Annotated in this window: 13 protein-coding genes; 5 read left to right on the top strand and 8 right to left on the bottom strand. The window is 70.7% G+C overall.

Features of this window, described 5'->3' with window-relative positions; genetic code table 11:
- The first annotated feature begins 546 nt into the window (after positions 1-546).
- Positions 547-891 carry a rhodanese-like domain-containing protein gene (locus tag AC3CHW_RS16135; protein WP_387599569.1) on the top strand — a complete coding sequence of 115 codons (345 nt, stop codon included), beginning with the start codon at positions 547-549 and terminating at the stop codon, positions 889-891.
- A gap of 216 nt (positions 892-1107) precedes the next feature.
- On the opposite strand, the gene AC3CHW_RS16130 is transcribed toward AC3CHW_RS16135, so the two are convergent.
- The 5 genes from AC3CHW_RS16130 to paaA are packed head-to-tail and all read right to left on the bottom strand — an operon-like array spanning position 1108 to position 4808.
- The gene (locus AC3CHW_RS16130) at positions 1108-2277 is read right to left on the bottom strand and encodes a 2Fe-2S iron-sulfur cluster-binding protein (RefSeq protein ID WP_488470913.1); all 1170 of its coding nucleotides are present in this window, start codon (positions 2275-2277) and stop codon (positions 1108-1110) included.
- Positions 2274-2792 (bottom strand): 1,2-phenylacetyl-CoA epoxidase subunit PaaD, encoded by a 519-nt coding sequence (gene paaD, locus AC3CHW_RS16125; RefSeq protein ID WP_488470912.1) that lies wholly within the window; start codon positions 2790-2792, stop codon positions 2274-2276. The genes AC3CHW_RS16130 and paaD overlap by 4 nt, the downstream gene beginning before the upstream one ends.
- Positions 2786-3502, bottom strand: a complete 717-nt coding sequence (gene paaC, locus AC3CHW_RS16120; RefSeq protein ID WP_488470911.1) for a 1,2-phenylacetyl-CoA epoxidase subunit PaaC — start codon at positions 3500-3502, stop codon at positions 2786-2788. The genes paaD and paaC overlap by 7 nt, the downstream gene beginning before the upstream one ends.
- Positions 3499-3786, bottom strand: a complete 288-nt coding sequence (gene paaB / locus AC3CHW_RS16115; protein ID WP_176162955.1) for a 1,2-phenylacetyl-CoA epoxidase subunit PaaB — start codon at positions 3784-3786, stop codon at positions 3499-3501. The genes paaC and paaB overlap by 4 nt, the downstream gene beginning before the upstream one ends.
- A complete protein-coding gene (gene paaA / locus AC3CHW_RS16110; protein ID WP_176162956.1) occupies positions 3783-4808 on the bottom strand; it encodes a 1,2-phenylacetyl-CoA epoxidase subunit PaaA in 1026 nt (341 codons plus the stop codon). Before paaA ends, paaB begins: the two co-directional genes overlap by 4 nt.
- A gap of 644 nt (positions 4809-5452) precedes the next feature.
- On the opposite strand from paaA, the gene AC3CHW_RS16105 reads away from it, so the two are divergent.
- The 3 genes from AC3CHW_RS16105 to AC3CHW_RS16095 are packed head-to-tail and all read left to right on the top strand — an operon-like array spanning position 5453 to position 8171.
- Complete coding sequence (locus tag AC3CHW_RS16105) at positions 5453-6130, top strand: DUF5819 family protein (protein ID WP_488470910.1); 678 nt, start codon at positions 5453-5455, stop codon at positions 6128-6130.
- 8 nt (positions 6131-6138) lie between these two features.
- Positions 6139-7479 carry an HTTM domain-containing protein gene (locus AC3CHW_RS16100; protein ID WP_488471072.1) on the top strand — a complete coding sequence of 447 codons (1341 nt, stop codon included), beginning with the start codon at positions 6139-6141 and terminating at the stop codon, positions 7477-7479.
- On the top strand, positions 7476-8171 hold the full coding sequence (locus tag AC3CHW_RS16095; protein ID WP_217195679.1) for a TrmH family RNA methyltransferase: 696 nt from the start codon (positions 7476-7478) through the stop codon (positions 8169-8171). Before AC3CHW_RS16100 ends, AC3CHW_RS16095 begins: the two co-directional genes overlap by 4 nt.
- A 229-nt stretch (positions 8172-8400) precedes the next feature.
- On the opposite strand, the gene AC3CHW_RS16090 is transcribed toward AC3CHW_RS16095, so the two are convergent.
- Positions 8401-8715, bottom strand: coding sequence for a DMT family transporter (locus tag AC3CHW_RS16090; RefSeq protein ID WP_398612194.1), 315 nt, complete (start codon positions 8713-8715; stop codon positions 8401-8403).
- Between the two features lie 20 nt (positions 8716-8735).
- Positions 8736-9140, bottom strand: coding sequence for a DMT family transporter (locus tag AC3CHW_RS16085; protein WP_488470909.1), 405 nt, complete (start codon positions 9138-9140; stop codon positions 8736-8738).
- A 218-nt stretch (positions 9141-9358) separates the two neighbouring features.
- Here AC3CHW_RS16085 and AC3CHW_RS16080 point away from each other — a divergent pair, with 218 nt between their 5' ends.
- On the top strand, positions 9359-9838 hold the full coding sequence (locus AC3CHW_RS16080) for a MarR family winged helix-turn-helix transcriptional regulator (RefSeq protein ID WP_488470908.1): 480 nt from the start codon (positions 9359-9361) through the stop codon (positions 9836-9838).
- Between the two features lie 162 nt (positions 9839-10000).
- Here AC3CHW_RS16080 and paaN read toward each other — a convergent pair whose 3' ends face one another.
- Positions 10001-11722: a phenylacetic acid degradation protein PaaN gene (gene paaN, locus AC3CHW_RS16075; protein ID WP_398612197.1), complete on the bottom strand. Its 1722-nt coding sequence runs from the start codon at positions 11720-11722 to the stop codon at positions 10001-10003.
- Positions 11723-11837: the final 115 nt, after the last annotated feature.

Raw genomic sequence — 11837 nt, 5'->3', positions numbered from 1 at the left:
GGCGAGTCGGGCTGCTGGTCGCGTGTGCCGGGCTGGGCGGAGGGGGCGCGTGCGGCGGGGCCGGGGCGGTGGGGTGTGTTGTGGGCGGGTGTGGGTGTGGGGGCGGGTGCGGGTGGGGCTGGGGGCGGAGGAGGGGGAGGGGAGGGAGGGGGCGGGGGGAGCCCCCCGAAGGCCGTAAGAAGTCCGTAACCCGAATCCCGTGAGCTGGCCCCCCTCCGCCGCCTCAGACCCGACGGCTACCCACGTGCCCGCGGCCATCATGAGCCTCAAGCCCGACCGAACCGCCACGTGCCCCAGTCACCCTTACAAGCCCCAGGCCGCCCCCCCCAGCCCACCGGCAGCCCACCGGCCCGACGCCAGGCACGAGGCCGTTGTCTCGTGCCTGGCGTCGGGCTTGGACGCTCGTCGGTTGCGGGCCGCGGTGGGCGGAGGCTGGGCGGAAGACAGGCGGTTCCTGGTCGGTTTGGGGTGTCGCGGGCCTGCAAGATTGGGTGGGGGAAGACCGGATGAGCTCTGAAGAAGACCGAGAGAAGAAGAGGTGCCTTGATGGCGTTTGCCCAGATGCCCGAGGTGGAGGCCGCGGCGGTACCGGCTGACGGTTTCCTGCTGGATGTCCGTGAGAACGACGAGTGGGCGGCGGGGCACGTCGAGGGCGCGCTGCACGTGCCCATGAGCGAGATCGTGGCCCGGTTCGGCGAACTGACCGAGGCGGTCGCCGATGGTCGCAGGGTGCACGTCGTGTGTCGCGTGGGCGGGCGGTCCGCGCAGGTGGCGCAGTACCTGATGGCGCAGGGCCTGGACGCGGTCAACGTCGGCGGTGGCATGCTGGCCTGGCACGCGGCGGGGCGCCCGATGGTGAGCGAGGGCGGACAGCCCGCGTCGGTGCTGTAACGCCTGAACCAGCCCACGACGGACGGCCGGGCGTTGCCGCCCGGCCGTCGTGGTGGTCGCCGTCGCTACGGCCTCGGTGCTGCTACGGCCTCGGCGCCGGGGCCGCCGCGGGCGGCCGGAAGACTGCCGTATCGCCTGGCCGCCGGGCCCTACCGATGGGCCGCACCGGCGGGCTCCTACCGCCAGGCTCCTACCGACGGAACTGTCGTCGGCTGCTCAGCGGTCGAAGTCGAGTTCCACCTGTTCGCTGACCGGGTGCGACTGGCAGGCCAGCACGTACCCCGCGTCCAGCTCCTCCGCTTCGAGCGCGAAGTTACGGTCCATGTGGACCTCGCCGGAGACCAGGAAGGCCCGGCAGGTGCCGCAGACGCCGCCCTTGCACGCATACGGTGCGTCGGCTCGGTTGCGCAGCACCGTCTCCAGCAGGGATTCCGTCCCGCCCACGGGCCAGGTGCCCGACCTGCCGTCCAGAGTGGCGGTCACCGTGCTGTGAGCGGGGGCGACGCTGCTGGTGGTGGGGAGCGAGTCGTCTGCCACGTGGAAGATCTCCTGGTGCACCCGAGCACGCGGAACGCCCAGCTCGCTGAGGGCGGCGTCGGCGGCCCGTACGAGCCCGTACGGGCCGCACAGGAACCAACCGTCCACGTCGGCCACCGGTACCAGCGCGGGGAGGAGGTCGGTCAGCCGCTCGCGGTCGAGGCGGCCCGACGGCAGGCCGACCTGCTGCTCCTCGCGCGAGAGGGCGTGCACGAGCTGGAGGCGGTCCGGATAGCGGTCCTTGAGGTCGGCGACCTCTTCCAGGAACATCGTGGAGGCGGCCGAACGGTCGCTGCGTATCAGGCAGAAGCGGGCGGTGGGGCGGCGAGCCAGCAGGGTCGCGACGATGGACAGCACGGGCGTGATGCCGCTGCCGCCGACGATGGCCGCGTAGTGCCCGCCATCCGTCACGCGGTCCGATTTCCGTTGCGAGCCGTCCTGGTCGTCCACGGCGTCCGCGTCTTGTGAGTCTTCCGCCCTCTCCGCCTGGGGCGTGGGGCCGACGTCGAGGACGAATCGACCGGCTGGCGCCATCACCTCCACCTCGTCACCGGCGACGAGTTCCTTGAGCGCGTACGTGGAGAACTCACCGCCCTCGACGAGTCGCACGCCCACCCGCAGGCTCGTGGGGCCGTCCGCGTCGAGTGCCGGGGAGCAGATCGAGTAGGTGCGGCGTATCTCGGTGTTGCCGGTGAAGCGGCGCAGGGTGATGTGCTGCCCAGGGGTGTAGCGGTAGAGGCTTCGCAGGTCGGGGGGGACGGCGAAGGTGATCGCCACAGCATCGTCGGTGAGCCGTTCGGTGGCCGTCACACGCAGCCGGTGGAAGGCGCTGTGGCGGGCCCCGCTCATGACAGCTCCTTGAAGTGGTCGAAGGGTTCGAGGCAGGACTCGCAGCGGCGCAGTGCCTTGCAGGCGGTGGAGGAGAACCGGCTGAGCAGGCTGGTGCGCGTCGAGCCGCAGTGTGGGCAGCGGATGGCCAGGTCCACCGCCACCGGCCCGCTGGTGACCGGTCCGGTGGTGCGCGGCGGGGCTATGCCGAACTCCTTGAGCTTGCGTCGCCCGTCGGCGCTGATGGCGTCGGTGGTCCAAGGCGGCGAGAGGACCGTGCGGACCGTGACCTCGGGCATGCCGTGCTGGTGCAGGACCTGCTCGATGTCGGCGGACATGGTCTCGATCGCCGGGCAACCGATGTACGTGGGCGTCAGCTCCACCTCGACCCGCCCCGGCCCGGTCACCCGCAGCCCGCGCAGCACGCCCAGCTCGGCGAGGCTGAGCACGGGCAGCTCGGGGTCGGGGACGGAACCGGCGACTTCGCGCAGTTCCCGCTCCAGTGGCGTCTCGCCCACGGGGCTGGTGGTCACCATGTCGCCCCCGGGTGACTGCGGTGCAGGTGCTGCATCTCGGCCAGCATGCGGCCGAAGGGCTCGGTGTGCACGCCCTGTCGCCCACCGCCGGCGGCCCACGCGCCGCTCTGCGGTCCGTTGGGCAGCGTGAGCGTGGCCTGTCGGAGCACGGTGGTGATGCGGTCCGTCCAACGCGCTCGCAGCGTCGCCCAGTCCACCGCGAGGCCCTCGATCGGCTCGAACGCCTCGCCGGTGTACCGCCACAGGGCGTCCAGGGACTGCTGCATCCGCTGGTGGCTTTCGGCCGTTCCGTCGCCGATGCGCAGCGTCCAGTGCTCCGCGTGGTCGCGGTGGTAGTCGACTTCCTTGACCGCTTTGGACGCGAGTTCGGCGATGGCGGTGTCGCCCTGCGCCAGCTCCTCGTACAGCAGTCGCTGGTAGCTGGAGAAGTAGAGCTGGCGGGCGATGGTGTGGGCGAAGTCGCCGCGCGGCTGCTCGACCAACTGGAGGTTGCGGAAGGCGCGTTCCTCGCGCAGGTAGGCGAGTTCGTCCTCGTCGCCGACCAGGGAGAGCAGGACGCGCGCCTGCCCGAGGAGGTCGAGGGCGATGTTGGCGAGGGCCAGTTCCTCTTCGAGGACGGGGGCGTGCCCGGCCCACTCCCCCAGCCGGTGCGAGAGGACCAGGGCGTCGTCCCCCAGGGCTAGCGCCGCGCTCGCGGGTGCGGGGTTCATAGGTGCCGTACTCCCTCGGGGATCTCGTAGAACGTCGGGTGGCGGTACGGCTTGTCGGCCGCGGGCTCGAAGTACGAGTCCTTCTCGTCCGGCGACGAGGCGGTGATCTCGGCGGAGGGCACGACCCACACGGAGACGCCTTCCGAGCGGCGGGTGTACAGGTCGCGGGCGTTGCGCAGGGCCATGGCGGCGTCCGGCGCGTGCAGGCTGCCGGCGTGTGTGTGGCTCAGGCCGCGCCTGCTGCGCACGAATACCTCCCACAGGGGCCAGTCCGCCGTGCTCATGCGATGTCCTCTTCCTGTGTGTCGCCCTGCTGTTGGTCTTGTGGGGCGCGGTAGCCGTGCCTGCTGCGCTCGGCTTGCTTGGTCGCGTAGGCGGTGGCGGCCTCGCGCACCCAGGCGCCTTCCTCGTGCGCCGTGCGGCGTTGGTTGATGCGCTGTTCGTTGCACGGTCCGTTGCCGCGCAGCACTTCGCGGAACTCGTCCCAGTCGATGGGGCCGAAGGCGTAGTGTCCGCGCTCCTCGTCCCAGGTCAGGTCCGGGTCGGGGAGGGTGAGCCCGAGGGATTCGGCCTGCGGGACGCAGATGTCGACGAAGCGCTGTCGTAGCTCGTCGTTGGAGTGCCGCTTGATGCGCCAGGCCATGGACTGGGCGGAGTGCGCCGACTCGTCGTCCGGGGGGCCGAACATCATGAGGGAGGGCCACCACCAGCGGTTGACGGCGTCCTGGGCCATGGCGTGCTGGGCCTCGGTGCCCTTGCTGAGAGCGAGGAGTAGTTCGTACCCCTGGCGCTGGTGGAACGACTCCTCCTTGCAGATGCGGACCATGGCGCGGGCGTAGGGGCCGTAGGAGCAGCGGCAGAGCGGGACCTGGTTGGTGATGGCGGCGCCGTCGACGAGCCAGCCGATGGCGCCGACGTCGGCCCAGGTCAGCGTGGGGTAGTTGAAGATCGAGGAGTACTTCTGGCGGCCGGCGTGGAGCCGGTCGAGGAGTTCGTCGCGGCTGGTGCCCAGGGTTTCGGCGGCGCTGTAGAGATAGAGGCCGTGGCCCGCTTCGTCCTGCACCTTGGCCATCAGGATGGCTTTGCGGCGCAGCGAGGGGGCGCGGGTGATCCAGTTCGCCTCGGGCTGCATGCCGATGATCTCTGAGTGCGCGTGTTGAGCTATCTGCCGCACCAGCGAGGCGCGGTAGGCGTCTGGCATCCAGTCGCGCGGCTCGATGCGCTCCTCGGCGGCTACGGCCGCGTTGAACTGTGCCTCGTAAGCCGCGTCGTCCTGGGTGCCGGCGTCCGGCGCCATCGTCGTCATGTCACGCTCCTCGCCACCCGACCCGCAGGTCGTCGAGACCTCGTCGGTCGGTGCGTCCGTGGGCCGGGGGATCGGGCCCGCTGTCAACCGACCGATCGTTCGGTTCAATGTTCTCCGGTGCCTCAATTGGTGTCAAGGCTGTGGATAACCGGGCTGTGGATAACTCGGAGGTGCTGTGCTGGGTGAGGCACCGTAGGTACCGTCTCCGGGCGTACGTGGGAGCGGCGCCGCGCGCTGCCAGGATGGGAAACGGGGTGGGTATGCAACCGGACGAGCGAGCCGAACGGCCTGAGCAGGCCGGCGCGGGCGGCGAAGGGCCGGGTGCGTGCGGGGAAGAGGTGACGCCGGCACCGCGCGGTGCCGCCGCCGACGCCGAGGCCGACGCTGCGGGTGAGGCCGCTTCGAGTACCCCTGGTGCCCGGCCGGAGTCGGACGCGGAGGCCACGGCCGCGGCTCCTGGCACGGTCGCGGCTCCTGGTGCGGGGCGACAGCCCGCTCCCGGACTCGACACCGGACCCGACACCGAGCTACGCGACGAACCCCGTCTCGTACCGCCTCCGCGTCCGTTGCCCGAGGCACCCGCCGGCTTCCGCGCGCCCGACGCCCGGACCGCCGGGGAAGGCGTGGCGCGGGGGCGTGTTTCGTTGCCGGGGCAGATCGTCATCGGGGTGGCGATAGCGGTCGCGGTGGTGGCCGTCGCCGTGCACCTGGCGATGTCGTTTCTGCACGTAGCGCCGTCGAACACGGTCAGCAGAGAACACAGCGAGGCGATCGGCGATTACATCTACCCGGAGTTGGAGCAGAACTGGAAGCTTTTCGCGCCCAATCCCCTCCAGCAGAACGTAGCCGTCTCGGCGCGCGCCGAGGTGCGTACGCCGGACGGTGGCACGGCCATCACCTCGTGGACCAACCTGACGGCCCAGGACGGCGCGGCCATCCGGCACAACCCGCTGCCGAGCCACTCGCAGCAGAACCAACTGCGCCGAGCCTGGGAGTTCTACGCCGGCTCGCACGACACCAAGGAGCAGCCGATAGGCGTGCGCGGCCAGCTCTCCGAGCAGTACGTGCGCCGCATGGTGGCGCACCGGTTCGGGAGCGAGCACGAGGGCGGGACCGTGGAGCGCATACAGGTACGGGCGGCCACCACGCCCGTTGCCCCGCCCTCCTGGAGCGAGGAGAAGATCGACCTCAAGACGGTCTACCGCGTCCTCCCCTGGTGGACCGTCACCAGCGACGACCTGCCCGGACGTAAGGCCGCGGACGGCACGGCGCTCAGCGAACGGCAGCCCCGGGGCGGCCAGACCAAGGAGAGCAACCGGTGAACCTCCGCATGCTGGGACGCCGGCTGGAGAGGGCCGCGGCTCGCGGTCAGGCCAAGATCACGGGAACGGTGCTGGGGCCGTACCAGAGCGCCATCGTCAGGATCGGCTTCTCCTTCACCTGGCTGCTGTTCCTGCTGCGCGAATGGCCCCACCGACAGGTGATGTACGGGCCGGACAGTCCGTGGGCACCCGAGATGGCCCGCCAACTGATCGACGGGACCGGCGCGTTCACCGTGCTGATGTGGTCGGACGGCCGCGTGTGGTTCGAGGCCGTGTACGCGATGGCCATACTCTCCAGCGCGCTGTTGCTGCTGGGGTGGCGTACGCGCACCATGTCCGTGCTCTTCATGGTCGGCGTGCTCTCGCTGCAGAACCGCAACGTCTTCGTGGGGGACGGCGGCGACAACATCATCCACCTGATGGCGATCTATCTGGTGTTCACCCGATGCGGTCACGTGTGGTCGCTGGATGCCCGACGCGCGGCACGGGAGGCCCGGTCCCCGGATGGCCAGCCGTCCCCCGCGCGCAGTGCCGGGAGTGGCACCGCGGCGGCCTCGGGTGTGGCTGGCGCGTCAGCGGGGGCGCGCGTGCCCGGTCCGCGGGCGGCGGTCGAAGCGACGAGGGTGGCGGGCCGGTCCGATCCCTCTCCCGGCACCGGCCTGCTGGGGAGCGACGGCACCGGTGTCGTGCTGTGGACGCTGCTGGGCACCGTGCTCGCCGTCGTCACCGCGCTGGGCGAGCTGAGCAACGGCTGGTTGTTGATCTTCTGGGGGCTGTGGGCGATACACGCGGTGTGGTGGGCCGTCTGCCACTACGCGCCGGGCGAGCCGCGCACGGTCATGGACGCGCTGGGCAACCTCGTACACAACGCCGCGCTCGTCGTGATCATGGGCCAGGTCTGCCTGATCTACGCGACCGCTGGCTGGTACAAGATCCAGGGCACTCGCTGGCAGGACGGCACCGCCGTGCACTACCCGCTCCACCTCGACTACTTCTCGCCCTGGCCCGGCCTGACCGACGCGCTGGGCAGCAGCGGGACGCTGGTCATGCTGCTCAGCTACGGGACGGTCTTCGTCCAGGTCGCCTTCCCCTTCGCCCTCCTCAACCGGCGGGCCAAGAACGTCCTGCTCGCGGTGATGATGATGGAGCACATCGGCATAGCCGTCGTGCTCGGGCTGCCGTTCCTCTCGCTGGCGATGATCGCCGCGGACGCGGTGTTCCTGCCGACCAACTTCCTGCGTTGGGTCGGCTCCGCCCTGGGACGGGCCCGGGGGCGACTGCCGCGGCGGACGCCCGCCCCGCCCGGGCCGGACGTGCGAGCGTCAGCGGACCGTACCCTCGTGGGGTGACCAGCCAGACCGCACCAAACGCCACGGACCAGCCCGTTCCCCCGGCCGACGGGGACGAGCCGCTCCAGTACGACGAGGGCTTCCAGCCACAGGTCGGGGTCGGACCGCACCCCGAGCCGTGGCCCGTCGGCGAGCAGTACGACCCGCGACTGCTCGCCGAGGGAGACCGTCGCAACGTCGTGGACGGCTACCGCTACTGGACACACGACGCGATCGTCGCCGACCTGGACACGCGGCGGCACGACTTCCACGTCGCCGTGGAGAACTGGAGCCACGACTTCAACATCGGCTCCGTGGTGCGCACGGCCAACGCCTTCCTGGCCAAGGAGATCCACATCGTCGGCAACCGCCGCTGGAACCGGCGCGGGGCGATGGTCACCGACCGCTACCAGCACATACGGCACCACCCGGACACCGCCGACCTGACGGCATGGGCCGCGCGAGAGGAACTGCCGATCATCGGGATCGATAACCTGCCCGGCGCCGTGGCGCTGGAGCGCGTCGAGTTGCCGCGCCGCTGCGTGCTGCTGTTCGGACAGGAGGGCCCCGGGCTCACCCGGGAGGCGCGGGAGCAGGCGAGCATGGTGTGCTCGATCGCGCAGTTCGGCTCCACGCGTTCCATCAACGCGGGCGCGGCGGCGGCCATCGCCATGCACTCGTGGGTACGGGTGCACGCCACGATCACGGATTGACCGTACGGGCCGGCCCCTGGCGGTAGGCGAGCGCCCTCCCGCGCCTCTGCCCCGCGCCGGGCGCCCACCCCGAGGCTCCCCCCGGCGGGCACTTCTCTGCGCACGCCGGGCCGCTGAACCGTACGCCGGGACGCTGACCTGCGCGTCAGTCCGGCGTTCGGTGGTGCCGTTGTTTCTCTGCACAACTTTCTCTGCACAACCCGCCAGTGCTTCGCATGCGCGGTCAGGATCAGGCGGTGAGCTTGAGGCCGACGATGCCTCCGATGATCGCCATGAAGGAGATCGCCTTCGGTGTGGTGATGCGCTCGTTGTACAGGATCGCGCCCAGGGTGACGGTGCCCAACGAGCCGAGGCCGGTCCAGATGGTGTAGCCGACGCCCACATCCAGCGTCTTGAGGGACAGGCTGAGGAAGTACACGCTGACGACGGTGGTGGTCACGGCGACGACGGAGGGCCACAGCCGGGTGAAGCCCTTGGAGGCGTTGGTGCTCAGCGCGAAGGCCACTTCGAAGACGGCGGCGATCAACAGGTAGATCCAGGCCATGGTGGTTGGCTCCTCGCCGTTCAGTGAGCGGCCGGCGCGCCGGCGGGGCCCACGCCCTCGGCCGGACCGGGCGGGGTCGGGGTCTGCGGCCCGGCGCTGGACGAGGTGGAGTCCCCGGTGAGCTTGAGGCCGATCACGCCGCCGACGATGGCCAGGAAGGAGATCACCTTGCCGAGGCCGAGACCCTCGTCGAAGATCACTGCGCCCAGGCTGAGAGCGCCGAGCGAGCCGAGGCCGGTCCAGATGGTGTAGCCGACACCCACGTCCAGCGTTCTCAGGGCCAGGCTCAGGAAGAACACGCCCCCCGTCGCGGCGGCGACGGTGAGCAGCGAGGGCCAGAGTCTGGTGAAGCCCTCGGTGGCGTTGGTGCTGAGGGCGAAGATCACTTCGAAGACGGCGGCGATGAGCAGGTAGATCCAGGACACGGTGGTGCTCCCTGGGCATGGGCGGGGTCGGTTCGGGGGTTCGCCACGGCACGAGCGCTGAACGCTCGAACCGGCGAAGTGGCGGCGGGGGGAAGCGGCAAGTGGGGGCGGGGGAAGGTAGCACCAAAGAGGTAAGTTGCATGTACGTGCAATTTCTTTCGGGAGTTTGTCCGTACGGGTAACCTCATGTCAAGCGGCCTGGCGCGCGGGAGGGTGCGATGGATGACGAGTTGCTGTGGGGTGGCGTCATCGCCCTGCACGCGCGCGTGGAACAGAGCCTTTCCGTGGCCCTGCAACGGCAACACGGCCTTGGCCTCTCCGAGTACCGCGCCCTCGGGCACCTGGCGTTGGCCACCGCGAGTGGCCTGCGCATGCAGGATCTCGCGGCCAAGGTCGGGCTCAACCAGAGTTCGACGACCCGGCTCGCGGGGCGCCTGATCACGGCCGGCTTCGCCTTCCGGGACCTGTGTCCGGACGACAAGCGAGGGGTCTACACCGTCATCACGGACGCCGGCCGCGCGCGGCACGCGGAGGCTCGCGGGACGTACGAGGAGACGCTGGCCGCCGCCCTCGCCGATGCCGCGTCCGACCCCGAACTCGGCCTACTCGTCCGCACCTTGCGCACCTCGGCGCCGCGACTGGCACGGTCGCCCGGAGCGGAGGGCCAGGACGCGGTGCCGCGCACCGCGGCGACCTGAGCGCCCCCTCGCCCTCGGCGCCGCCGAAACCTACGGCCGCCAGCCCAAGTCAGAGTGGCGCGTGCCGGGCTCGGGTAATGCGTGGCGCCGTGGCTCTGCCGCGCCTCTGCCCCGGTGGGCGCCTCCGCCGACGGGCGTTGCCGGCGGAGGCGTTGGATGCGGTCACGCCTGGCGACGTACCTCGATCGTCCGGAAGCGGTTGGCCACGAACGCGCCGTCGCACAGGGCCGCGTTGGCGGCCGGGTTTCCGCCCGAGCCATGGAAGTCGGAGAACGCGGCGGTCTGGTTCACATAGACGCCGCCCGTGAGATTCAGCGAGAGCTGGGCGCACTCTTCCAGGCACGCCTCCTCGGCCAGCCGCTCCATCTCCGCCGACGTCGTGTACGCGCCGACCGTCATGGCGCCCTTCTGGCGAATCGTGTGCCGCAGCAACTCGATCGCCTCCGGGGTGGAATCCACGGCCACGGCGAAGGAGACCGGACCGAAGCACTCGGACAGGTAGGCCGCGTCGGCTTCCGGGCTCTCCCAGACCTTGCGGGCCCCGTCGGCCTTGACGATCGTCGGCGTGCGCACGGTCGCACCGGGGAAGTCCGGGTGGGTGACCGCACGCGAGGCCAACGCCACCTCGCCGAGGCTCGCCGCCGCCTCCACCCGCTCCTTCACCTGCGGGTTGACGATGGCGCCGAGCAGCGCGTTGGCACGCGCCTCGTCACCGAGCAGACCGTCGACGGCCCCCGCCAGATCGCTGACCACCTCGTCATACGACTTCGGTCCCGCATCCGTCTGGATGCCGTCGCGGGGAATCAGGATGTTCTGCGGCGTGGTGCACATCTGGCCGCTGTACAGGGACAGCGAGAACGCGAGGTTGCTCAGCATGCCCTTGTAGTCGTCTGTCGAGTCCACTACGACGGAGTTGACCCCGGCCTTCTCCGTGAACACCAGCGCCTGTCGGGCGTTGGCCTCAAGCCAGTCGCCGAACGCCGTCGAGCCGGTGTAGTCGATCAGGCGGATCTCCGGTCGCACGGCGAGCGTCTTGGCCAGCCCCTCGTCGGCGCGCTCGGCGGCGAGAGCCACGAGGTTGGGGTCGAAGCCCGCCTCGGACAGCACCTCGCGCGCGGCGCGCACGGTCAGCGCGAGCGGCAGCACCGCACGCGGGTGCGGCTTGACCAGCACCGGGTTGCCGGTGGCCAGCGAGGCGAACAGGCCCGGGTAGCCGTTCCACGTGGGGAAGGTGTTGCAGCCGATCACCAGGGCGATGCCCCGTGGGACGGCTGTGAACTCCTTGTTCAGGTGGAGCGGGTCCCGCTTGCCCTGTGGCTTCGACCAACTCGCCGCCCCCGGGACGCGCTCCTGCTCCCGGTAGGCGTACGCCACCGCCTCAAGGCCGCGGTCCTGGGCGTGCGGCCCGCCGGCCTGCAGCGCCATCATGAACGCCTGTCCCGACGTGTGCATGACGGCGTGCGCGAACTCATGGGTCCGGGCGTTGATCCTGGCCAGGATCTCCATGCACACCAGGGCACGGGTCTCCGGGCCGGCCTCACGCCAGGCGGGCATCGCGGCCCGCATGGCCGGGAGCAGCACGTCGATGTCGGGGTGCGGATACAGCACGCCCAGCTCGATGCCGTACGGAGACACCTCGTCGCCGACCCAGTCGTCCGTGCCCGGCTGGCTGAGCTCGAAGCGGGTGCCCCGCAGTTCGTCGAAGGCCGCCTGGCCCTCGCCGGCACTCAGGCTGCCGCGCCCGGACTCGTCCGTGCCGCCGTACGCCTTCGGGTGCTCGGGGTGTGGCGACCAGTACGCACGTGTCTGTATGGCCTCCAGCGCCCTGTCGAGCGTGGGGCGGTGCTTCTCGATCAACTGGGCTGCGGAGAGCTCGGTGGCCATGGAGGACCAACTCCTCGTCGAGCTGGGCGGGACGGGGGCAACAGAGCTAGATTAACCGAACGATCGGTCGGGGCAAGGGGGTCCGAGGAACCTGTGGATAAACATCGAAAGACGC

The sequence above is a fragment of the Streptomyces sp. MGP-BFMKR1 genome, assembly GCF_057766585.1.
This window is presented reverse-complemented; position numbering and strand designations above follow the sequence as displayed.